Origin of the sequence: Nonomuraea sp. NPDC049649 (assembly GCF_040675175.1) — a bacterium.
In the GTDB taxonomy this organism is placed as follows: Bacteria; Actinomycetota; Actinomycetes; order Streptosporangiales; family Streptosporangiaceae; genus Nonomuraea.
The window spans coordinates 174,881-197,218 of sequence record NZ_JBFAOH010000007.1; the positions used below are offsets into that span (position 1 = coordinate 174,881).

Here is a 22,338-nt window from a genome sequence, read left to right on the forward strand (position 1 = left end):
AGGCGTGTCCTCGTACCTGACCCTGAAGAGCCCCATCGAGCACGAGACGGAGGCCAAGCGCTCCCGCTTCATCTGCGCGATCGCCCCGGCCGAGACGACGGAGCAGGCCGCGGCGTTCATCGCCGAGCGGCGGCGGCTGCACCCGTCGGCCACGCACAACTGCACCGCCTACGTGATCGGGCAGGACCGCAGGGGCGACGACGACGGCGAGCCCGGCGGCACCGCCGGCACGCCGATGGTGCAGGCGCTGGTGGGGCGCGGGTTCGACCGGGTGGTGGCGGTGGTGACGCGCTACTTCGGCGGCACGCTGCTCGGCGCCGGCGGGCTGGTGCGGGCGTACGGGTCGGCGGTGACCGAGACGCTGGACCGGGCCGAGGCGGTGCGGATGGTGCCCGCCCGGCTGATGACCGTGTCGGTGGCGCACGACCAGGCGGGCCGGGTGGAGAACGACCTGCGGGCCTCGCGCTACCCGGTGCGCGGGGTGACCTACGGGCAGGCGGCCGAGTTCGCGGTGGCGGTCGGCGAGGACGAGGTCGCGGCGTTCACCGACTGGGTGGCGACGCTGACGGCGGGCCGGGCGCGCGTGACGCCCGGCGAGCACGTCCACCTGCCCGCCTGAGCGGGTCAGCCTTCGAGCGCGTCCGCCTGCCCGCCTGAGCGGGTCAGCCTTCGAGCGCGTACTGCATGACGCGGAACTTCGCCTGGGCCTCGGCCAGCTCGGCGGCCGGGTCGGAGTCGCCCATGATGCCGCCCCCGGCGAACAACCGGGCCCGGCGGCCCTCGACGATGCCGGAGCGCAGCGCGATGCCCCACTCGCCGTCGCCGTGGGCGTCGATCCAGCCGACCGGCCCCGCGTAGCCGGCCCGGTCCATCCCCTCCAGCTCGCGGATCACCTCGATGGCCGTGGGCGTCGGGGTGCCGCCGACCGCGGCCGTCGGGTGCATGGCCGCGACCACGTCCAGCACGGACGCGCCGTCGGCCAGCCGGCCGGTGACGTGGCTGGCCAGGTGCTGCACGTTCGGGAGCATCAGCAGCTCCGGCTCGTCGGGCGTGCGCAGCGAGGAGCAGAGCGGGCCGAGGGCCTGGCGGACCGAGGCGATCGCGTACTCGTGCTCGTGGCGGTCCTTGGCGGAGGCCAGCAGCGCCTCGCCGCGGGCCAGGTCGTCCTCCGGGCCGGTGCCGCGGGGCGTGGTGCCCGCCAGCACCAGCGACTCGATCTCCTGGCCGGTGCGCCGGATCAGCAGCTCGGGGGTGGCGCCGACCAGCCCGGCCACCGAGAACGCGTAGCACTCGGGGTAGCGGCGGGCCAGGCGGAGCAGCAGGAGCCGGATGTCGATCGGGTGCTCGGCGGTGGCCAGCAGGTCGCGGGCGAGCACGACCTTCTCCAGTTCGCCGGCGCGGATCCGGCGGGCGGCGCGGGCCACCACGTGCTCCCATTCGGGCGCGGTGAGGCTGCCGTCGCCGTAGCTGATCCGGCCCGGGTCGGCGAGCGGGGAGAACGTCTCCAGCGGCGGGTCGCCGATCGTGGTCAGCCAGGCCCGCCCGTCCTTGCGACCGAGCACGGCCTGGGGGACGACCAGCGTGGAGCCGGGGGAGTTCTCGTCGAAGGTGAAGGTGCCGAAGGCGACCGGGCCGCTGCCGGGCACGCCCACCGGGTCGTCGACCTGTATGCCCTCGAACACGCTCGCCAGCCACTGGTGCGCCCAGGCGAACCGGCCCGGGCCGGGCGGGACGTCGGCGCGCGCGGCCTCCCCCCATCCGACGAGTCCTTCGCCGTGCCTGATCCATGCGAAAGGTGCTGTTTTGGGCAGGCTGGCGATCAGGTTACCGGGGTCGCGTACAGGAGTGGTGCGAACCGGTAGATGACGGGAAGTTCCGAGCGCGACACTCACCCGAGACACTCTATGCGGGATCTGAACACGTTCGACTAAGACCCCCGTGAATGGGCGTTACGGTCCCATCGTCAAGCGGCGATAGCGAGTTGGTTCAGAGATGGCAGACGTTGCCCGGAGGTGATGGCCGCATGGTGATCGGCTGCCTACGGTGTGTGCATGATCAACAAGGTGGCGCCGGTGCTGGCGATCGCGGGGGTGCTGGCGGGCTCGGGAACGGCGGTGGCCGAACCGCTGCGGAGCGAGCCGCTGCCCCGGGTGATGGCGGCGCTCGGCGACTCGATCTCGTCCGGGTTCAACAGCTGCGGCTTCTTCCTCTCGTGCCGGTCGCGGTCCTGGTCGGCGGGCCGGCACGACTCGGTGGACAGCCACTACGTGCGGCTGAAGGCGCTCGGCGCGAGCCTGGCCCCCAAGAACTACGCGGTGCCCGGCGCCGCCAGCGCCGACCTGCTCGGGCAGGTGCGCAAGGCGGTGGCGGAACGGGCCGACTACGTGACCGTGCTGATCGGGGCGCAGGACGCGTGCACCTCCTCCGAGGGGCGGATGACGTCGGTGGCGCTCTACCGGTACCGGCTGGAGCGGGCGCTGGACCAGCTGCGGGCGGGGGTGCCCGGGGTGCGGGTGCTGCTGGCGAGCATCCCGGACGTGCACCGGCTGTGGGAGGTGGCCAAGGACCAGGCGAAGGCGCGGACCGTGTGGCGGCTCGGGCGGGTCTGTCAGTCGATGCTGGCCCGGCCCACCTCCACCGCCAAGGCCGACGTGCGCCGGCGCGCGAACGTACGAGCGCGGATCATGGACTACAACCGGGAGGCGGCCGAGATCTGCGCGGCCCGCAGCTGGTGCCGCACCGACGGCGGGGCCGTGTTCGCCTACCCGTTCACGCTCAAGCAGGTGTCCCGGTGGGACTACTTCCACCCGAACGTCGCCGGTCAGCGGGTGCTGGCCGAGCTGACCTTCGGCAACGGCTTCGACTGGGCCGACCCCCGCTGAACCCCGTCACCGGCACTGGGCGAGCATGACGCGCTTGTCGGCGCGGGTGACCGGGACCGCGTACTTGACGGCGACCTGGGCGAAGCGGGTCACGTACGCGCAGCGCACGCGCCGCCGCGGCGGCAGCCAGCTCGCCGGGCCCGACGCTTCCTTCTGCTCGTTGGCGGAACCCTTCACCGGCAGCAGGTTGAGCGGGTCGTTGGCGAAGTCGACCCGCTTGCCCATCGGCCAGCGGGAGGCGCCCATCCGCCAGGCGTAGGCGAGCGGCACCACGTGGTCCACCTGGACCTCGCCCGGGTCGCGCTTGGACCAGGAGATGAGCTGCCCGGTGTACGGGTCGGACAGCTCCATCGCGATCACCACGCAGGTGGATCCCTCGCGGTATCGGACGTTGCGGCCGTCGCGGGCCAGCAGGTCGTCGCGGGTGCGGCAGCCGTTGCGCGCGTACGGGACGCCGGTGGCGCTGTCGGCCCAGTTCTCGCCGAACCGGGTGCGGCGGTAGCCGGTGCTGGGGCCGCGGCCCTTGACCTTGAGGCGGGCGATGACGGCGCGGGCGCGGGCCTTGTCCTGCTCGCTCGTGATGGGGGCGAGACCGGGCAGGGTGCCGCTGGCGTTCGAGAGGGGGCTGGCGGCGGCGACGTGGGGGGTGGTCTCGGCGCGGTTGGCGAGGGAGACGAGGATGACCACTCCGGCGAACAGGGCGACGGCGTCCTTGGCACTCAAGCAGGGCTCCGTGAGGCGGGGGCGACTTCTCTGGAGAGGTTCCCGCGGCGGCGTGTTCCGACACGGTGAGGAATGCGTGGCGGCGGGGTCAGCAGGTGCCGAGCGAGACGAAGGACCAGCCGGTGGCGGTGGCGACCGGGTCGGTGGCCGTCGCCCGGCGGGCGTCGCGCAGCGCGGCGGGCAGGCAGGCGCCCTTCGCGAGCCGGCGGTGCAGCTCCACCATCAGCGGCACCGCGGCCGCGTCGTTCACCAGCAGCACGCCGGCCACGATGCCGGTGGTGCCGAGCTGGATCAGCGAACCGGCCAGGCCCAGCAGCTCGTCGGCGCCGGTCGGCGCGGTCAGCCCGGAGTCGCAGCTCGACAGCACCACCTGGCGGGGCGCCCGGCGCAGCTGCTCCAGGTCGTAGACGGTGAGCGGGCCGTCGTCCACCCGCAGCGCCGAGAACAGCGGGCTGTCGGCGCGGAAGGTGCCGTGCGCTGCCACGTGCGCCAGCCGGGCTCCGTCGAGCGCGCGCAGGATCCGGGCCACCGTCGCCGTCCCGCCGCCCAGCACGACGGGGGAGGGGTACTCGGGGATGATGTCGCGGATCTCGGCGCCCTCCGAACGCAGGCCGGGCCCTCGTACCAGCACCACCTCGCCCCCGGTGGGCGGACCGGCGCGGCGGGCGCGCAGCCACGTGCCGGCCGAGGGGGCGACGCTCACCGCGCGGTCACGCAGGCTCGGCAGCAGCGCCCACGGCACCGCGTGCAGCCGGCCCGGCGGGACGATCACCACCTCGCCGCCGCCGAGATGGCGGGCGGCCTCGCCCAGCAGCGTCTCCTCCAGCGCGCGGCCGCTCCTCTCCGCCTGGGCGAGCAGGTCGGCGGGGCTGAGCGCGGAACGGCCGTGCGTCAGCCGGGACAGGCCGAAACGGGCGATGTCGAGGTGGCGGGCGGCCTGCGCGGTCTCACCCGCGGGGTAGCGGCGCACCCGGCCGGAACCGCAGACCAGGACGTGCAGCCGGCCGTCCACGTCGACCAGCTCCAGCAGGCGGTCTTCGCCCAGCTCGGCCAGGAGCGCCGGCACGTCGCAGCCGGTGGCGCCCTTGTCGTGGCCGCGGGCGTGCAGGGCGCGGGAGCGGGCGGCGCGCTCCAGCCGCAGCTGCTCGGCGGTGAGGTGCGCGGTGGGCAGTCCCCGCGCGCGGGCCCGCGCCAGCCGGTCGGTGACGGCGCGGATCGCGGCCAGGTCCGCCCGCAGGCGCTCGTCTTCGTGCGGTCGTACGGGGGGAACGGCGAGCGCGGTGGCCCGCCAGCGTTCGCTCCAGGCCAGCAGCAGGCGGGGACGGTCCAGGCGCAGGGCGTGGCGCTGGCCGAGCGCGGCCAGTTCGGCGCCGTGCGCGCTGGCCTGGGCGCGCAGCTCGCTGGAGCCGAGCGTGGCGCGGTGCTGGTCGAGCACGTCCAGGCCGCGCCTGCACGCCCGCATCAGCCTGGTCCCGTCGTGGTCGGCCTCGGCGCGTAACGCCTCGGCGAGCCAGGCCACCGCCCGCGACAGCGCCGGGCCGTGGCGGCGGCCCCGGGCGGCGGCGGTCAGATGTGTACGTGCCGCGCTTGTACGGCCCAGCTCCAGTGCCAGCCGCCCGGCGATGAGGTGGGCCAGCGGCAGATCCGGCGAGGACAGCGAGGCGAGCTCCCGGGCGCACCGCCGCGCCTCCCGCAGCAACCCGCCCCCACGTTCCGATTCGGGAAGCCCGTCATCGCCTGACGTCCGAGCGCGCCCGGTGCCTGGACGAGATCCCGCACCGTCATGTTCGTTGTCGGGGTCGCGGGGTTCCGCTCTGGCCTGGCCGTGTTCGGGGTCGTGCTGGAGGTGGGGTGGTCGGGCGGCCTGGGCGCGGACCATCATGAATGTGGCGTGGGCGCGCCACCAGCGGCGGCGCTGGCGGCCGAAGAGGTCGGCGGCGCGGGTGGCGTGGTGTAACGCGGCGGTGCTCTGACCTGCGGCCAAGGCACAGGCTGCGGCGGTCAGTTCCAGTTCGGCTCTCTTGGTGGCCTGGCCGTGGGTGCGTTCGAGACGGTGCAGCGCGGTGTGCGCCTCCTCCAGGGCGTCGTACGGCAGGCCGGCGGCGAGCAGGGCGGCGCAGCGCTGGATGGCGAGGTTGGGGTCGGGCAGGCCGAGCTCGCCGAACCGCTCGGCGGCCTGGTCGAAGCAGGCGAGCGCGGCCGGCAGGTCGCCGATGCGCAAGGCCAGCACGCCGCGGTGCACGATCGCGTCGGCCGACTCCAGCTCCTGGCCGGTCGCGTTGAACAGCTCCTCGGCCCTGCTCAGGTCGGTGGCGGCCCTGGTCACGCCGCCGAGGGCGAGGTCGCAGGCGGCGCGCTCGGTGCGGGCGCGGGCCTCCCAGACGGGGTCGGCGGCGGCCCGCAGTACGGTGACGGCGCTGTTGAGGTCGGCCAGCGCGTCACGGTGGTGGCCCAGCGTGGCCAGCACACCGCCCCGGCGCAGCAGGATCCGCCCGTGCAGATGGCCGGTGGACTGGCGGACGGCCGCGTTGAGCGTGTTCCGTGCCGCGGTCGTACGGCCCGCGAAGGCGAGCGCGACACCCAGCGTCGCCCGCACGTCGGCCTCCCGCTCCGCCGAACCGGACCGGCGGGCCAGGCGGCGGGCCGTCTCCAGTTCCTCGACCGCCGCGTCGATGTCGCCGAACTCGCGCAGCACGATCCCGATGGCCTGGTGGGCGAAGGACGCCTCCAGCGGCGGCGCCCCGGCGGTGAGCAGGTCACGGGCCCGGCCCAGCGCCTCGTGCGGGCGCGACAGGGCCAGGGGCAGCAGGCCGGGCGCGTCCGGCCGGGAGGGGGCGGGGTCCGGCATGTTCCGACTTTGAACGCTCACCTGTCCCACCCGCAAGCCCGCGCCGACAGTCACCTGTATCAGCCGCAGGCCCTCGCCGATACTCACCCGCGCCGACGCTCACCCGTCACCCGCAAGCCCGCGCAGATACTCCCGTGTATGTATCACCCGCAACCGCGCGCGGATACTCACCCCGCAACGGTGAGAGGAGCGCGACCATGGGTGATGTGGGCGCAGATATTCGCCTGTATCACCCGCAACTCCGCGCCGATATAGGAGGGGGAAACGCCAGAGCCACCACGCGACGCCTGGGAAGAGGCCTGATACATGGACGCGGTGTTCGACGCTCAGTTCCGGATCATCAAGGATGCCTTCGCCCGGCGGGGAACCGAGGTGGCGGTGGCCTACACTCCCGCGGGCGAGGTCGACTACCTGTACGAGGAGGGCCGCCTGCTGGCGCGCCGCGGCGACGTCGGGCGGATCGCGGCGGCGCTGCCGGACGGGCTGGAGCGGCTCGACCGGCGCGGCGGCGGCGAGCTGGCGGTGCTGTCGCTGGACCGGGTCGCGGGCGGCGCGATGACCGTCCAGGAGGCGCTGGCCAGGATCGAGGCGCGGCTCGGCGGCCCGGCCGGCCGGGGGGAGGCGCCCATCGCCTCACCCGTGCACGTCCTGCACATCTCCCGGCTGTGCCCCGGCACCGAGCCGGAGGTGCCGACAGGCGACCCCGCCGTGCCGTGGCCGCCGCCCTGCGAGGCGGGAGAGACCGTGCGCGAGGTGACCATCGGCGTGTGCGACACCGGCTGGCTGCAGCTCGACCCGGCCTCGTACCCCTGGCTGAGCGGCGTCGGCGGCGACCCCGAGCCGCTGGGCCCGCCCTCGCCGGTCAGCGGGCTGCCGCGCATCCCCGCCTTCCGCGGGCACGGCACGTTCGTGGCGGGGGTGGCCAAGTGCCAGGCGCCCACGGCGAGCGTGACCGTCGCCGACCACTTCACCGCCTCCGGCGCCGAGCTGGAGGACGTGATGATCGCCAAGCTGGAGGAGCTGGTCAACCGTTCGCCCGCGCCCGACGTGGTCAACCTGTCGGCCGGCACCTACACCCGCGGCAACTGGTCGTCGCTCGGGTTCGAGCTGTTCCAGCAGGCGCACCCGGACGTGGTGCTGGTCGCCGCGGCCGGCAACGACGCCACCGACCGGCCGTTCTACCCGGCCGCCTACGACTGGACGGTGTCGGTGGGGGCGCTCGGCCCCGACCAGGCGCACCGGGCCTGGTTCAGCAACCACGGCCCCTGGGTGGACGTGTACGCGCTCGGCGAAGGTCACGTGAACGCCTACGCCACCGGCGAGTACACCTACCAGGAGCCGCCGAAGCGGCCCGCCGTGCAGAACTTCGCCGGGATGGCCCGCTGGGACGGCACCTCGTTCGCGGCGCCGCTGGTCGCCGGGCTGATCGCGGACCGGATGGCGCGCACGGGAGAGACGGCGCAGGACGCCAAGGCGGCCGTGCTCGCCTCGGCGCAGGACCTGCCCGGGGTGGGGCGGGCGCTGTTCCCGTGCGGGCAGCCCTGACGGCGCCCGCGCCGCCGCCGCGGACCACCGGGCGCGGGGCCCCCGTGCCCGCGCCGGTGCTCCCGGTGTCCGCCCCTCGCCTGGCGGGCGGGTGCTTCCGCCTGTAGGAGTACGGCGGCGCCGATTTGATACGGGTGACATTCCTTACAGAGGGCGGCCGGTGTATCAGAAGCGCGGTCCGGCCGCTCCGTCAGGGTGACCGCCGTCACCGAGTAGCGAAGAGACGTCATGCCCCTTTACTGCTCGCACCGTCCGATGCAGCGTCACACCTGGACGCACCGCGCATACGCGTTCACCCTGACGGGGTGGGCCGGGCCCGGAGAGGAGCACACGGACATGCGAGACGATCCATCGGTCGTCGCCCTGGTGACGAGGGCGAGGGCCGGTGACAAGGCGGCCTGGGACGAGATCGTCGAGCGTTACGCGCCCCTGGTCTGGTCGATCTGCGTGGCCTTCCGGCTGAGCCGGGCCGACGCCGACGACGTGGGCCAGACGGTGTGGCTGTCCCTGGTCGAACAGTTGCCGAGGCTGCGTGAACCGGCGGCGCTGCCCGGCTGGCTGGCCACCGCGACCCGGCGCGAGTGCCTGCGGTGCGCCCACGGCGCCGAGCGGCGGCAGCGCCTCGGCCTGCGGCTCGACCAGGAGGCGCTGGCGGACGAGCACGCGCCCGCGCCCGACCGGGATCTGCTCGACGCCGAGCGGAACGCGGCGCTCATGGCGGGGTTACGGCAGCTCGGGGGGCGCTGCCGGGAGTTGCTGGCGATGCTGATGCGCGAGCCGCCCGTCTCGTACGCGGAGATCGGCGCGAAGCTGTCGATGCCCGTCGGAGCGATCGGGCCGACGCGGGCGCGGTGCCTGGCCAAGCTGCGCCGCACCCCGTCGGTGGCCGCCCTGATCAGGTCCGAACGGGAGACGCAGGGAGAAGGCGAGAGGCATGGCCAGGCCGTGGTGGACGGACGACGACAGGTTGCTCGCCGCGCTCAGACGGGCCGATGAGGCGGCCCGCGAGGTGCCGCCCGAGTTCGTGGTGGCCGGGAAGGCGATCTTCACCTGGCACGACATCGACGCCGAGCTGGCGTCGCTGACCTACGACTCCGTGGCTGAGCACGCAGAGCTGTCGCCGACCCGGGGCCCGGAGCACGTGCCGCTGCGGGCGCTCATCTTCGCCACCGGCGAGGTGACGATCGAGCTGGAGGTCGGCCGGGAGGCGCTGCTGGGGCAGGTCGTGCCCGCCCGGCCGGGCGTCGCCTACACCCACCTGGTCACCGGGGCGGTGGTGGAGTCGGCGATCGACGAGTCGGGGTGTTTCGTGTTCCGGCCGCCGCCGTCGCAGGCGTTCCGGCTGCAGTGCCGGCCGAGCAGCGGCACCAACGTGGTGACCGACTGGATCTCCTTGTGAGCGTTGCCCGGCTTGATGGGTAATGATGTAATCACATCAACGGCCCGCAACGCCGGGGAGGCGCCCGTGGACTCCTACTCGCAGATCGTCTCCTCGGTGGCCGCCGCGCTGCTGCCCAAGGTCGCCGCGGTGCGCGCCGGGCGCGGCAGCGGCTCGGCCGTGGTGTTCACCCACGACGGGTTCCTGCTGACGAACGCGCACGTGGTCGGGTCGGCCCGGTCCGGCACCGTGGCCTACGCCGACGGCACCTCCGGCCCGTTCACCGTGGTGGGCCGCGACCCGCTCTCCGACCTGGCCGTGCTCCGCTCCGAGGTGCCCGCCCCCCAGCCCGCCGAGCTCGGCGAGGCCGGCGAGCTGGTGGTCGGTCAGCTCGTGGTGGCCGTCGGCAACCCGCTCGGGCTCGCCGGTTCGGTGACGGCCGGCGTGGTCTCGGGGCTCGGCCGGTCGCTGCCCGCCCGCAGCGGCTCGTCCGTACGGCTCATCGAGGACGTGATCCAGACCGACGCGGCGCTCAACCCCGGCAACTCCGGCGGGGCGCTGGCCGACTCCCAAGCGCGGGTGGTCGGCGTGAGCACCGCGGTGGCCGGCGTCGGCGTCGGGCTGGCGGTGCCGGTCAACGGCACCACGCGGGACATCGTCGCCGCGCTGATCCGCGACGGCCGGGTGCGCCGGGCGTTCCTGGGGCTGGTCACCTCGCCGGCGCCGCTGCCCCCGCCGCTGCGGCGGAGCACCGGCCGGGACGCGGCGCTGCGGGTGGTGGAGGTGATCGCCGGCTCGCCCGCCGACCGGGCCGGGCTGCGCGCCGGCGACCTGGTGCTCAGCGCGGGCCGGAGCCCGGTGGACGACGCGGGGAGCCTGCAGCGGCTGATGTTCGCCGACGCCATCGGGCGGCCGCTGCCGATCACCGTCTACCGCAACGGCGCGCTGGTCGACGTCATCGCCGAGCCGGTTGAGCTGTCGGGGTCGGAGGTGTGACGCGGGTGCGCCGCGCCAGCAGCTCCTCCAGCAGCGCCTCCCAGCGGGCGCCGATCGCGGCGATGTCGTAACGCCTGGCCGTCTCCCGGCCGCCGGCGGCCAGCCTGCGGCGGAGCGGCTCGTCCTCGATCACCTGGATGATCGCCGCCGCCAGGTTGTCCTCGGTGCGCGGCTTGACCAGCAGCCCGTCGACCCCGTCGGTGATCATCTCCTTGGGGCCGTGCGGGCTGTTGAACGAGACGATCGCCACTCCCTTGGCCATCGCCTCCAGGATGGTCAGGGAGAAGCCCTCGTGGCGCGAGCTCATCACATGGATGGAGGCCTTCTCCAGCTCGGCGCCGATGTCGGCGGTCTTGCCGGGCAGCTCGACCGTGCCCTCCAGGCCCGCCTCGGCGACCTGCTCGCGCAGGCTCTCCTCCTGCGGGCCGGCGCCGAAGATCCGCAGCGTCCAGCCGGGGTGCGCCGCGGCCACCTGCTCCCAGGCCCTGATCAGGCGGTGGAACCCCTTCAGCTTCGTCATCCGGCCCATCGCGACCGCCACCTTGGCGCCGGGGTCGGCCACGCCTCCGTTCATGGGCGGGACCGCGTTCGGGATGCGCAGCAGCTTCCCGGGCCCCTTGGGCAGCGCGTCCCGGTAGTCGGCGAGGTCCGCCTTGGTGAGCGTGACGAGCGCGTCCAGGCGGCGGTAGCGCCACTTGATCAGCTCCCGGAGCCGGTCCGGCTTGCCCTGGAGCCCCACGTGCTCCTGCCCGACCGTGATCACGCTGGGCGGCGCGAGCTGGGCGGCCACCAGGTTCAGCCCCGGCCTGGTGGCCATGAGCACGCCGGTGTCGAGCGAGCGGACGAACCGGGCCAGCAGCAGATCCGTCCATAAGCTGAACCGGTGGTAGGCCGTCTCCTCCCGCGGGATGAGCCTGCTCGGCAGCTTCGACAGCATCGCCCGCATCGGGTTGGGGCCCGGGGCGAGCCGGTCGTCCAGATAGCGCACCCGCACCCGCGGGTCCAGCGGGAAGAACGGCTCCTCGGCCTCCCGCAGGACCGACACGATCTCCACGTCGTGCCGGTCGGCCAGGTGACCGGCCAGGGTGAACACGGTCCGGATGGTGCCGCCCATGCCGTTGGCGTGCAGCAGCAGGATCTTGATGTCCCGCGTCGACGGCGGGGGTGCCTTGCGCGCCCTGCGCCGGTCGTGGCCCCGGTACAGCCGAGCCAGCGCTGATCTGCCTTTACGCGCGAATGTCCGCACCTGAAACGTCCCCCTGCCGATCGACAACGTCCATGACAGGCAGAGCAGGCGGCCCGGGAACGACCCCCGCCACACGCCCTGCCGCTTACGAGCGGTGTGCACCGTCCATCCCCGTGGCGCTATCCACTCCTATGATCTTTAGACGCCCCAGGGGGTGGGTAACGTTGCCTGGCCATGTCCAGCTATTTCAGGACAGAAATGGGCAGACAGCCGGGGACGGTGCCCCCGGCTGCCCGGATCTACAACCGGTTACATCTCTTCAGGCTGCCTATCGGCTTCCTTCTTCATTTCCTTTTCCTGGCGATTGGCCTTCATCGCCTGCTTCTTCGCCTTGCCGGACTTGGCATTGGGCTTCTTCTTCATGTCGGACATGGTGTCCCCCCTGTACGGACAGCGCACCTCATTTAGCGCACTAACCCCGTAATACCCCTTCACCACCAAAACGCGACATACCATCACTTTGGTGCGAGTCCAGAACCCGGAAAGCTCCCACCCCACCCGACCCAGCGGCCTACGGGCTGTCTCCCGACCCGCCTCACCTTGGCGCGGCTGCAGAACGGGGGAACGCCCGCCCCGCCCATCAGTCAGCGCACCGCTAGCACCAGCAGGCGAGTCGGCGAGAGCGCGCGTGGAAGTCCGTGGGTCGGTCGCTGAGGGACGGGGATGGCGGGAGTCTTGCTCTGTGGGGTGTCCGGCGGCCCAGAACAGAGGGTGTCGTGTCCGATGGGCCCTGCAACCCCGGCCGTCCCGGCTTGGTGAAGTTCGGTGGTGAGGCGGCCAGGCGGGGCGTCGTGGAATACCGATGGGTCGGGCAGCGGGGAGTCTGGGCGCGGGAGTGTTTCCGTGAAGGCCCGAGAGGTTGTCGAGAAGGCTGAGCTGATGGGTGATCTAGTTCGTACGGATCAGCAACCCGGAATTCATGCCCCGTCGGGCCCGCAGGGCATCAGGCGCTGTAACCAACTCACCGCTACTTTGGTGCGGCTCCCAGACTCGGAGCGGGCCGTCTGCCGATACGCCGTCGCCTTCGTACGAGTCAGAACGCGGAAAGCTCGTCCCCCCAGACGCCTGAAAACACCTTCACAGGAGGGTGAGTTGCTGTGGCTGCGGGGGTTGCGGGGGCGGGACGCGGCGGGCGCGGGCGGGGGAGGCGCGGCCGATGCCGTGGCGGGCGGCGAGTTCTCGGATCTGGGCCGTGATGCGCTCCTGGTAGGCCTTGGGGGCGTAGGCGCCGCGGCCGTACAGCTCCAGGTAGCGCGGGACGAGGCGGGGGTGCTCGCGGGAGAGCCAGGCCAGCCACCACTCGCGGGCGCCCGGGCGCAGGTGGAGCACGATGGGGGACAGGTGGGTCGCGCCCGCGGCGGCGATCTCCTTGACCGTGCGCTCCAGCTGGGCGGGGGAGTCGGTGAGGTAGGGCAGCACCGGGGCCATCAGGACGCTGCAGCCGATGCCGTTGTCGTTGAGCGTCGCGCATGCCTCCAGGCGGCGGCGGGGGTCGGGGGTGCCCGGCTCTACCGAGCGCCACACCTCGGAGTCGACGAAGCCGACGGAGACGGCGGCGCTCACGTCGGCGCGGTCGGCGGCCTCGGTGAGCAGGTCGAGGTCGCGCAGGATCAGCGTGCCCTTGGTGAGGATCGAGAACGGGTTGGCGGCGTCGCGCAGCGCCGCCAGGACGCCGCGCATCAGCCCGTAGCGGCCCTCGGCGCGCTGGTAGCAGTCGACGTTGGTGCCCATCGCGATGTGCTGCCCGCGCCAGCGCGGCGAGGCCAGCTCCTTGCGGGCCAGCTCGGCGGCGTTGACCTTCACCACGATCTTTGAGTCGAAGTCGGCCCCGGCGTCGAGGTCGAGGTATTCGTGGGTCTTGCGCGCGAAGCAGTAGACGCACCGGTGGCCGCAGCCGCGGTACGGGTTGATGGTGTATTCGAACGGCACCCGGCTGGCGGCCGGAACCCGGTTGATGATCGAACGCGCCTGGATCTCGTAGAACGTCATGCCCCGGAACCCCGGGGTGTCGAAGGTGCGGGCGACCGCGCCGCGGGCGAAGAGCGGCGTGGCCCGATCGTCCTGCCCGTCGCCGGCCAGGCGCAGGTTGTCCCAGCGCATGGCTTGATTAGAACAGATTTTCGACTGTGATCGCAAACGGCAAGAGATCGCAATTACCTGGTCGGCCGGAGGCTAACGATCTTCATGGTTGGGCAGGAATCCCGCACAGAGCTTGCGTTCCGGAGGTGCATCCATGGCCTGGTCGCAGGACGAAGAGCGGATGCTCGCCCAGATCGAGCAGCACCTCGTCGATGACGATCCGCGCCTCGTCGCCCGGCTGGAGTCGTTCAACGAGCGCGCGCGCCGCAGCGAGGAGAGATCGGCGAGCGGACGCGAGTCCCGCCGCTCGACCGCCATCATCGTGATCAGCTGGTTCCTGATCGCCACGCTCGTCGCCACGCTCCTGATCCTCGTCCTCCGCGAGGGAGCCGCCACCGCCCTCGCCCTAGCCGCCGCCTGACCCCACCACCCCGCCCGAGACTTTTCAGCCCCGCCCGTGAACACAAGCGGGGCTTGTCGTGCGTACGGAACAAACCGTCGGTGACGCGTACGAAACGAGCCAGGACGGCCTGCCGACAGCCCTCAGCGAGAAGACGGGCCGTCAGCGAGAAGAAAGCTGTAGCGGGAAGACGGCCCGCGAAAGCCGTCAACGGGAAGACCGCCCCAAGAAGCCGTCAGCGGGAAGACGGCAGCGCGCGCAGGAAGGCGGCGGCCACCGGCGCGGCGACCGAGCCGCCACCGCCGCCGCCCTCCACCACCACCGCGAACGCCACATCGTCCTTGAACCCGATGAACCAGGCGTGGGAGTCGAGCTTCGGCCCGGTGCCGTACTCGGCCGTCCCCGTCTTGCCGTGGGTGCCCGCGGGGAGGCCGGCGTCCTTGGCGGTGCCCTTGGTGACGACGGCCGCCATCAGCTTGCGCATGTGCTCGGTCACCCCGTCGGGCAGCGGGCGCGGCTCGACCTTCTGCTCCGCCTCGGGCACCAGCGTGGGCGGCCGCCAGGTGCCGTCGGCGAGCGCGGCGGCCACGGACGCCATCGACAGCGGGCTGGCCGTGATGCGGGCCTGGCCGAACGACTCGGCCGCCAGCTCGGCGTCCGACTCCGCCTTGGGGAAGCTGGCCTCGGTGGCGGGCAGGCCGATGTCGAGCGCGGTGTTGAAGCCGACCAGCTCGGCGGCCTCCAGCAGCTTGTCGGCGCCGAGCCGCTGCTGCGCGAGCGGGGCGAAGGAGGTGTTGCAGGAGTACGCGAACGCGTCGAGGAACGACACCCGGCCGTAGGCGGCCCGTTCGGAGTTGCGGATGCGCAGCCCGCCCACGGTGGCGTACTTGGGGCAGTTCACGGTGTCGCCCGGCTTCAGCCCCTCGGCCAGCAGCCCGACCGCGGTGACCGCCTTGAACGTCGACCCGGGCGGGTAGCGGCCGTCGATGGCCCGGTTGAACCCGCCCCGGTTGTTGACCACCCCAAGGATCTCCCCGGTGGCGGGCTTGATCGCCACCAGCGAGGCGGGCTTGTCGAGGTCCTTGACCGCGGTGACCGCGGCGTCCTGCACCTGGGGGTCGAGGGAGGTGGTCAGCGACTCGCCTTCCTCGCCCTCGATCGTCTCCAGCGTGGTGTCGCCGGCCTTGATCTCGGTCGTCGGCGTGCCGGCCAGGCGCTTCTCGAACGTCTCCTGCAGCCCGCCGCGCCCGATCGCCTGCCCCGGCTCGTAGGCGGGGCCGAGCCGCTTGACGTCCTTGGCGGTGGCCTTGTCGAGGAAGCCGACGAGCTGCTGCACCGAGCCGCCGACCTGGCCGGTGTCGATGCGGTTGCCGTGGGCGTCGACGATCGAGGCCCGCTCGGGCCAGGTCTTCTTGAGCGAGAACTCCGCCGCCGCGGTCACCTTGGGGTGCAGCGCGGCGGGGCTCCAGTCGACCTTCCAGTGGCGGTCGGCGACCTTGAGCTTGAGCTCTCCTTCGTACGTCCACTCGCCGAGGTTCTTCAGCCGGTGGGTGGCCGTGTAGGGGACGGTGGCCTGGCCGTCGCCCTCGCGCGGCCGGCCGAGTGTCACCTCGGTGGACTCGACGCCGAGCTTCTCGCGGAGCCGCCCGTAGAGGCCGAGGTCGGCCGGGGCGGCCAGTTCGGCGCGCATCCGCGCCTGGTCGCCGGCCTCCCATGCGGCGGTGAACCGCTGCGCCGTCTCCGCGGGCGTGCCGCGGGTGTGCAGGACGTAGTAGGCGCCACCGGCGGCGGCCCCCACCGCCAGCACGGTGACGACGGACCCGATCACGATGGTGCGCGTACGCGCCACTGTCAGCCCCCTGACCGTCGACAGAGGACCGAGCTTAGCGAAGCCGGTTCACGATGTGCCATTGGTGGCTTTGTGACCGGAAGCGTATTCCGGGACGTACTCCTGCCCGGAGAGCCGCTGGATGGCGGCCATGACCTCGTCGGTCACCCGCCTCCGGTCGCGGGCGTTGCGATGGTCGCCCTCGAACCGCATCGGCTCGCCGATCCGGATGCCGACCTGGGCCGGGCGGGGCACCTTGGCGCCGAACGGCATCACCTTGTCGGTGCCGCTGAGCGCCACCGGCAGCACCGGGGCGCCGGTCTTGAGGGTCAGCCAGGCGACGCCGACCTTGCCGCGGTAGAGGCGGCCGTCGGGGGATCGGGTGCCCTCCGGGTGGATGCCGAACAGCTCGCCGCGCTCCAGCAGCGCCGCGGCGGCGTCGAGCATCTCCTGGGCGGCCCGGGCGCTCTCGCGGTCGGTCGGCAGGCTGCCGCCCAGCCGCATGAACCAGCCGGAGACCGGGTTGCCGGAGAAGTACTCGGTCTTGGCGGCGAACGTGACATGGCGGGGGAGCAGCGCGGGCAGCAGGAACGAGTCGATCACCGAGAGGTGGTTGGCGGCCAGGATCGCCGGGCCGGTGCGCGGAACGTGGGCGGCCCCCGACAGGTGCGGCCTGCACATGGCGTGGGTGAGCGGCACCGCGGCGAACTTGACCACGTTATACAGCAACTCGGCTCCCCAGGAGGTGATCGGTCCGGCCATTCACCCTAGACGCGCCCGCGCCCCGTCCGTGGACGGGGCGCGGTCAAGCGTTAAGGCCGATGTGGCGGTCGCCTCCTCGGCGAGATGCACAACACGGCTCCAGCCGAACGGTATTCCGTGAAGGCGGTAATTTGCGGCCCGGGGGACACAGACCACATCGGCCACTCGATGCTAACGGACATCCGGCCGGACGTATTCCACCCGGCCCCAAGATTCGGTCACGATGTGCCCGGATGACGGCCCTGGCCTGCGGTCGCGGAACCGCGAAAAAACCTCGCTCACGTCCTCGTCCAGTGTGGCTGGGCCACGTCGTGCACCCGCTGCTCCCGCCCCCGCAGCGCCACCTCCGCGAACTGCCACAGCAACGCCCCCGTCGGCGCGTGGATGAGGATGGACGGCCCCAGCGGCATCTGCAGCAGCCCCTCCCGCCAGCGCGGCACCCCCGGAGCCAGCAGCCACTCCAGCGGCACCTCGTGCACCGACGCCACCTCCCGCGGGTCGGGCACCGGCCGCTGCGCCCCGCCGAACGCCACCACCGGCGTGATCACGAACCCGGAGTCGGTCACGAAGTCGTCCAGCAGCCCCGCCACGGTCACCCCGCTGACCGCCGTCTCCTCCTCCAGCTCCCGCAGCGCCGCCTCCACCGGCCCCTCGCCGTCGTCCAGCCGCCCGCCGGGCAGCGCCCACTGCCCCGGGTTCCGGCCGCGCGGCGCCCGCTTGATCACGATCGTGTACGGGTCGCGCCGCTCGTCCTCCAGCACGCAGATCGTCACGGCGGCCCGGCGGATCCCCTCGGCGGGCGGCACCTCACGCCGGTCGAAGGCCCGCAGGCGGGCGGTCACCAGGTCGCGGAGCTCGTCGATGGGAGGCAACATCCGCCCAGGATCTCATGTCCCCACCAGCGCCCCGAGCACGGCTCCCACGGCCATCCCGGCCGCCGCGCCCGCCGCCGCCCACCTCCCCATCGCCTCGCCCCGGACGTGCACCGCGACGCCCAGCAGAATGCCCGCCACACCGAACACCACCGGCAGCCAGAACACCGCCACCCCCGCCGAGGTCCAGCACCCGCGGCCTGCTGCTGGGGCGGGCCGTTCAGGGCAGCCACGTCTCGTGCAGGTGGAGCCAGGAGGGCGTCTCTCCGTCCATCCGCAGCACCGCGGTCGACGCCCGTCCGCGCCCGCCGTGCCATTCCTCGTACGCGGCCACGACCAGAGGCCCTGAGGCGGCTACGACGCGCACATGGCGGATCTCGATGACCAGCCCCGGCACGCTCCCGTACGCCGCCTCCACCGCGGCCAGCATCCGCTCGCGCCCCAGCGACCGCCCGTCCGGCGTCACCATCGAGAAGCCGGGCCCGTGCGCCCCGGCGAACCGGGCGAACTCCTCGCGCGCCGCCGTCCCCGCCAGCCACCGCTCGATGACCCGGTGATGCCGTACGATCTCAGTCCCGATCATCGGTGCCCCGCCCACGCCGCCACCGTCGTCAGCCGGACCCCGAGCGACGGGCCCGTCCCGAGCAGAGAGGGCGGCGCCGCAGAGGCGATCCACCGGTACGTGGCAGCCACCTCGCCCGCCGTCACCGCGTCCACCACGCCCGCCAGCCCCGCCTCGAACGCATCCACATCCTGCTCCTCGTACCGCAGCCCGAACACCGCGGCCACCTCCGGCCCGGTCAACGCCGAAGGACCGCCCGCGTCCACCACGCAGCCAGGCCCGTCCCCGGTGGGCGCCGCCGGGCGGTTCTTGTCCAGCTTGTCGGCGAAGCCGGTGAGTGCTGCGGCCGTGAGGGCGGCCAGGTCGGTGTGGGTGAGCCAGGCGACCGGCAGGGCGGCGGGGAGCGGGTAACGCAGGACGCCGTCCGCCATCACCCCGGGCGCCAGCAGGTTCTCCAGGTAGAGGGCCGGGCGCAGGACCACGACCGGCAGCCCGGACGCCCGCAGCGCGCGCACCGCCGCCCGCCGGGTGTCGAACGCCGCCACCCCGGTCTCGTGGTCCGGCAGCCGGTTGCCGGTGTTGAACACCAGCCGCCGCACCCCCGCCGCCCGCGCCCCCGAGATCACGTGACGGGTGAACGCCGCCACCGTCTCCGGCTCGTACACCATCGGCAGCACCACCGACGCATGAGTCACCCCGGCGAACGCCTCCTTCACCCGCGCGGCGTCGCCCAGGTCGCCGCGGAACGGCTCCACCCCTCGCGGCGCCTTCCCCGTACGGACGAACCCGCGCACCTCGTACCCGCTCTCCGCCAGCGTGCGCGCGACCGCGCCGCCCTGAGCGCCCGCGGCGCCGAACACCAGAAATCGCATGCGGCGAGTCAACCCGGACGGCCCGATACGTTCGATAAAGGGAAATCTCTCCTTCTTAAGGGATCGTCCGTGACAGGTGACCTGCTGAGCGAACTGCTCGCCCCGCTCCGGCTCCAAGGCGTCTTCCACAGCCGCTGGACCGCCCGCGCGCCGTGGGGCGTGGCGGGGGAGCGGGAGGACTGCGCGCTGCTGCACTACGTCCAGGAGGGCGCCTGCCTCATCGAGCTGCCGGACCGGACCGTACGGCTGGCGGCGGGCGACCTGGCCGTGTTCCCGCACGGCAGCGCCCATACCCTCGCCGACGCCCCGGGCCGGGGGACGATCCCGCTGGCCCGGCTGCTCCCGGCGAGGGAGCCCGGCGCCGCCGGCGCCGTCCGCATCGACGGGCCGGGACCGGCCACCACCCTGCTCTGCGGCGGGCTGCACTACGACGCCTCCGCCGCCGCCCCGCTGTACCGGGCGCTGCCGCCCGTGATCGTGCTGCCCGCGGCCGTGGTGGCCGGAGAGCCGCTGCTGGGCGGGACGCTCGCCCGCCTGGCCGAGGAGTGGGACCTGGCCGGGCCGGGGCGGGCGCTGGTGGCGCTGCGCGGCTTCGAACTGGCGTACGTGCTGGCGCTCCGTGCCGCGCTGGCCTCGCCGGACGGCGAACCGGTGCTGCCCGCCCTGCGGCACCCGGCCCTCGCGCCCGCCCTGCTGGCGATCCACACCCGCTTCGCCGAGCCGTGGACGCTCCCGGCGCTGGCGGCGGAGGCGGGGATGTCCCGGTCGGCGTTCGCGGCCGCCTTCCGCCACCTGGTGGGGGAGCCGCCGATGCGGCACCTGACGGCCCGCCGCATGCAGGAGGCCGCCCGGCTCCTCGCCGCCACGTCGCTGCCCTGCGAGACCGTCGCCCGGCGCGTGGGCTACGGGTCCGCGGTCGGCTTCCACCTCGCGTTCAAGCAGTGGTACGGCCGGACCCCGGGCGAGTTCCGCCGCTCCCGCCGGTAGGGGTCAGGTCCCGTCGTCGTGCAGGCGGACGTCGAGCTTGTACACCCGGGTCGTCTGATCTGCCGAGAGATTGTCGTCCGAGACGAGGTAGAGGGCCCGGTGCCCGTCGGGCAGCATGGGGCCGAGGGTCATCCCCTCGATGTTGTCCAGCAGCGGGTTGTACTGCGGCTGAGGGGCCCGGGCGCCCGACGGCGGGCAGTCGCCGAGGTCGACGAGGAGAGTCTTCTTCGCGAAGGACTCCTTCGGCTCGTTGCGCAGCGACCCCTTCCAGGACAGGTCCCAGTGCTTGGTGAGGGTCGTCTGGTAGATGCGGGCGGTGTTCCCCACCCCCTTGACGTGGCCGCGTTCGAGCGTGAGCAGCCTGCCGGTGTCCAGCGCCACGATCTCGGTGAGGACCAGGCCGTTGTCGGACTTGTAGGCGTACTGGGCGTCCGCTGTGAAGGTCTGACCGGCCGCGGCCGAGTAGCGCAGGATGCGGAGGAGGTTGCCGCCCTGGTAGACGCCGTCGCGCGGCAGCGGGTTCTCCAGGCCGGTGTAGAGGTGGTCCCCCTTCGGCGTGACGGACAGCGACTCGAGCGTCTCGTTCTTGACCGCGGTGTTCCCGGACCGCTCGCGGAACGGGGGCGGCACCGGCAGCGAACCGGTCTGCCTGCCGGTCGAGGTGTCGAACACCAGGATCGACGGCCCGACCTCCGAGGAGACCAGCGCCCGGCCCGGCTGGATGACCAGGCCCTCGCCGTCGATCTCGTCCTGGCCGAAGGGGGTGCCGTCGGAGCGGAGCAAAGGTGTGATCCTGGTGATCTCGACGTCGAGGTCGTCCCCCTCGCCCAGTGAGAGGCGGACGAGACGGCCCGGCTCGTTGTCCGTCAGGGCGACGGCCTCCGTCCTGCCGGTCATGGCGATCGCCGACAGCCCCCCGATCGCGGCGCCCTCGTACACGGACTTGTCGAGATCGTCGGAGTAGTCGAGGAGCATCGCGTGCGGCGAGCAGGGGCCCTTCGGGCCGGAGTCGTGCCAGAACACCGCGGTGGCCAGCAGCGTGGCCGACAGCAGCAGCCCGCTCCCCACGAGGAACGGGCGCCGCCGCCAGAACCTGGCGTCCTTCCCGCCCTCCTCGGGTGGTGCGCCGCCGGTGCTCCGCGCGGCCGGGGGCCGGGTGGTCCGGAAGAAGGGCAGCGTGCCGAGGTGCGCGGGGCCCGCCCGCTGCGGCTCGGGCAGGCCGGGGCCGAGCGCGTCGCGGACCCGGTGGTAGACCTCGTCCAAGGTCAGGAACTCCGCCTGTTCGTCGGGGGAGCGCAGGACGTGGATGAGCCTGCCGGTGAACGCGGTGTGCGGCTCGGTCCGCGGCGCCAGGGCCAGGCCGTCGCCGGTCGCGGACGTTAGGGTGTAGACGCCCTCGGACTTCACCGACTTCAGCAGGCTGGCCGACGGATCGCGCTCGCCCAGCGCGAGGCCGCTGTAGCAGCAGTCGAGGATCACCACGCGGCGGGCGGCGGGGCTGGCGAGCACGATCGAGCGCACGCTGCTCCAGGCCACCGTCCCAGCCGGCTCGCCCGGCGCCGTGCCGGGAGGGGCCGCGCCGGGCAGGCACAGGTGCAGGGCCTCGCCGCCGGAGGCGGACAGCCCGTGACCGGCGAAGTAGACGACCAGCGTGTCCTCGGCGGCCTCGGCCGCCGCCGTCACCGCGTCCAGCACCTCGCGCGGGGTCCGGGGGTTCAGGACCTGCCGGCAGTGGTCCCGGGGCACGCCCCAGATGCGCGGGTCCGTCAGCGTGCTCGCCAGGTCCGCGCAGTTCTGCCCGACAGCGGGCAGGTCGCCCAGGTGGGGGTAGTCGGTGACGCCGACGAGGACGCAGCGGGACTTGGCCGGGTCGGGCTGCCCGCTCAGCGCGCGCAGCGCGGACGGCAGGTCGCGCAGGTCCTCGTCGGCGAGGGTCCTCCTGGTGCCGTCGAGGTCGACGACCAGCCGCACCGGCCGGGGCTGCTCCTGACGCCAGCAGAGAAAGGCGAACGCCAGGGTGGCGATCTGGAATCCGCTGTCGACGACGAGCTGGATGACGTCGAAATCCGGCCCCATCGTATCGGAGGTGTGCGAAGCCGGATGTAAAGCGAAATTCGCGTCCCGCAGATCCGTATTGTTGATGAGAGCGTTGATCAGCGAGCGCTGGGCCTCCCGCTGACCGGCCACCCAGACGGATATCTTCACGCTGCCCCTTCCCCGGCCCGGAAGTGTGGAGATGCTATCGCGCGGCCCGGCTGAGGAGCAGACGAATAGTGAATAGCGAAGAATGTACGAATTAATACGTAATTGCGATATCGCAGGAGTTCGGGAATCGCGGCGCCGTGCCGCCACGTGGTC

The 22,338-nt window shown here is 73.1% G+C and carries 20 protein-coding genes; 8 read left to right on the forward strand and 12 right to left on the reverse strand.

Going from position 1 to position 22,338, the window contains the following annotated elements:
• Positions 1 to 4: 4 nt before the first annotated feature.
• A complete protein-coding gene (locus AB0J42_RS12555) occupies positions 5 to 619 on the forward strand; it encodes a YigZ family protein (protein WP_364292322.1) in 615 nt (204 codons plus the stop codon).
• Between the two features lie 43 nt (positions 620 to 662).
• Here AB0J42_RS12555 and AB0J42_RS12560 read toward each other — a convergent pair whose 3' ends face one another.
• Entirely contained in the window at positions 663 to 1,892 is a 1,230-nt protein-coding gene (locus tag AB0J42_RS12560; RefSeq protein WP_364292325.1) for an isochorismate synthase, read from the reverse strand.
• Positions 1,893 to 2,051: 159 nt separating this feature from the next.
• Here AB0J42_RS12560 and AB0J42_RS12565 point away from each other — a divergent pair, with 159 nt between their 5' ends.
• Entirely contained in the window at positions 2,052 to 2,882 is an 831-nt protein-coding gene (locus AB0J42_RS12565; protein ID WP_364292328.1) for a GDSL-type esterase/lipase family protein, read from the forward strand.
• Between the two features lie 6 nt (positions 2,883 to 2,888).
• On the opposite strand, the gene AB0J42_RS12570 is transcribed toward AB0J42_RS12565, so the two are convergent.
• A complete protein-coding gene (locus AB0J42_RS12570; RefSeq protein WP_364292331.1) occupies positions 2,889 to 3,605 on the reverse strand; it encodes an HNH endonuclease family protein in 717 nt (238 codons plus the stop codon).
• An 88-nt stretch (positions 3,606 to 3,693) separates the two neighbouring features.
• Positions 3,694 to 6,453 carry a CHAT domain-containing protein gene (locus tag AB0J42_RS12575; RefSeq protein ID WP_364292334.1) on the reverse strand — a complete coding sequence of 920 codons (2,760 nt, stop codon included), beginning with the start codon at positions 6,451 to 6,453 and terminating at the stop codon, positions 3,694 to 3,696.
• Between the two features lie 306 nt (positions 6,454 to 6,759).
• On the opposite strand from AB0J42_RS12575, the gene AB0J42_RS12580 reads away from it, so the two are divergent.
• The 4 genes from AB0J42_RS12580 to AB0J42_RS12595 all read left to right on the forward strand — a co-directional run bounded on the left by AB0J42_RS12580 (position 6,760) and on the right by AB0J42_RS12595 (position 10,372).
• The gene (locus AB0J42_RS12580; RefSeq protein WP_364292337.1) at positions 6,760 to 7,998 is read left to right on the forward strand and encodes a S8/S53 family peptidase; all 1,239 of its coding nucleotides are present in this window, start codon (positions 6,760 to 6,762) and stop codon (positions 7,996 to 7,998) included.
• 336 nt (positions 7,999 to 8,334) lie between these two features.
• Entirely contained in the window at positions 8,335 to 8,994 is a 660-nt protein-coding gene (locus AB0J42_RS12585) for a sigma-70 family RNA polymerase sigma factor (protein WP_364292340.1), read from the forward strand.
• Entirely contained in the window at positions 8,933 to 9,397 is a 465-nt protein-coding gene (locus AB0J42_RS12590) for a hypothetical protein (protein WP_364292343.1), read from the forward strand. Before AB0J42_RS12585 ends, AB0J42_RS12590 begins: the two co-directional genes overlap by 62 nt.
• Before the next feature lie 66 nt (positions 9,398 to 9,463).
• Entirely contained in the window at positions 9,464 to 10,372 is a 909-nt protein-coding gene (locus AB0J42_RS12595; protein WP_364292345.1) for a trypsin-like peptidase domain-containing protein, read from the forward strand.
• Here AB0J42_RS12595 and AB0J42_RS12600 read toward each other — a convergent pair.
• Together AB0J42_RS12600 and AB0J42_RS12605 are read right to left on the reverse strand one after the other, a co-directional pair.
• Positions 10,332 to 11,720, reverse strand: coding sequence for a glycosyltransferase family 4 protein (locus tag AB0J42_RS12600; RefSeq protein WP_364292348.1), 1,389 nt, complete (start codon positions 11,718 to 11,720; stop codon positions 10,332 to 10,334). The genes AB0J42_RS12595 and AB0J42_RS12600 overlap by 41 nt on opposite strands.
• Positions 11,721 to 12,695: 975 nt before the next feature.
• Complete coding sequence (locus AB0J42_RS12605) at positions 12,696 to 13,718, reverse strand: Rv2578c family radical SAM protein (RefSeq protein WP_364292351.1); 1,023 nt, start codon at positions 13,716 to 13,718, stop codon at positions 12,696 to 12,698.
• Positions 13,719 to 13,851: 133 nt separating this feature from the next.
• On the opposite strand from AB0J42_RS12605, the gene AB0J42_RS12610 reads away from it, so the two are divergent.
• On the forward strand, positions 13,852 to 14,118 hold the full coding sequence (locus AB0J42_RS12610) for a DUF3040 domain-containing protein (protein WP_364292354.1): 267 nt from the start codon (positions 13,852 to 13,854) through the stop codon (positions 14,116 to 14,118).
• A 214-nt stretch (positions 14,119 to 14,332) separates the two neighbouring features.
• Here AB0J42_RS12610 and AB0J42_RS12615 read toward each other — a convergent pair whose 3' ends face one another.
• From AB0J42_RS12615 to AB0J42_RS12640, 6 genes are all read right to left on the reverse strand, one after another.
• Positions 14,333 to 15,946, reverse strand: coding sequence for a penicillin-binding transpeptidase domain-containing protein (locus AB0J42_RS12615; protein WP_364292357.1), 1,614 nt, complete (start codon positions 15,944 to 15,946; stop codon positions 14,333 to 14,335).
• Between the two features lie 48 nt (positions 15,947 to 15,994).
• Positions 15,995 to 16,687 carry a lysophospholipid acyltransferase family protein gene (locus tag AB0J42_RS12620; protein ID WP_364292360.1) on the reverse strand — a complete coding sequence of 231 codons (693 nt, stop codon included), beginning with the start codon at positions 16,685 to 16,687 and terminating at the stop codon, positions 15,995 to 15,997.
• A gap of 278 nt (positions 16,688 to 16,965) precedes the next feature.
• Entirely contained in the window at positions 16,966 to 17,562 is a 597-nt protein-coding gene (locus tag AB0J42_RS12625; protein WP_364292363.1) for a CoA pyrophosphatase, read from the reverse strand.
• A 12-nt stretch (positions 17,563 to 17,574) separates the two neighbouring features.
• Complete coding sequence (locus AB0J42_RS12630; protein WP_364292366.1) at positions 17,575 to 17,733, reverse strand: hypothetical protein; 159 nt, start codon at positions 17,731 to 17,733, stop codon at positions 17,575 to 17,577.
• A gap of 46 nt (positions 17,734 to 17,779) precedes the next feature.
• A complete protein-coding gene (locus AB0J42_RS12635) occupies positions 17,780 to 18,142 on the reverse strand; it encodes a nuclear transport factor 2 family protein (RefSeq protein ID WP_364292368.1) in 363 nt (120 codons plus the stop codon).
• Positions 18,139 to 18,993, reverse strand: coding sequence for an NmrA family NAD(P)-binding protein (locus AB0J42_RS12640; RefSeq protein ID WP_364292370.1), 855 nt, complete (start codon positions 18,991 to 18,993; stop codon positions 18,139 to 18,141). The genes AB0J42_RS12635 and AB0J42_RS12640 overlap by 4 nt, the downstream gene beginning before the upstream one ends.
• Before the next feature lie 69 nt (positions 18,994 to 19,062).
• Here AB0J42_RS12640 and AB0J42_RS12645 point away from each other — a divergent pair, with 69 nt between their 5' ends.
• The gene (locus tag AB0J42_RS12645) at positions 19,063 to 19,980 is read left to right on the forward strand and encodes an AraC family transcriptional regulator (protein ID WP_364292373.1); all 918 of its coding nucleotides are present in this window, start codon (positions 19,063 to 19,065) and stop codon (positions 19,978 to 19,980) included.
• Positions 19,981 to 19,983: 3 nt separating this feature from the next.
• Here AB0J42_RS12645 and AB0J42_RS12650 read toward each other — a convergent pair whose 3' ends face one another.
• Positions 19,984 to 22,332 (reverse strand): esterase-like activity of phytase family protein, encoded by a 2,349-nt coding sequence (locus AB0J42_RS12650; RefSeq protein WP_364292376.1) that lies wholly within the window; start codon positions 22,330 to 22,332, stop codon positions 19,984 to 19,986.
• Positions 22,333 to 22,338 lie beyond the last annotated feature (6 nt).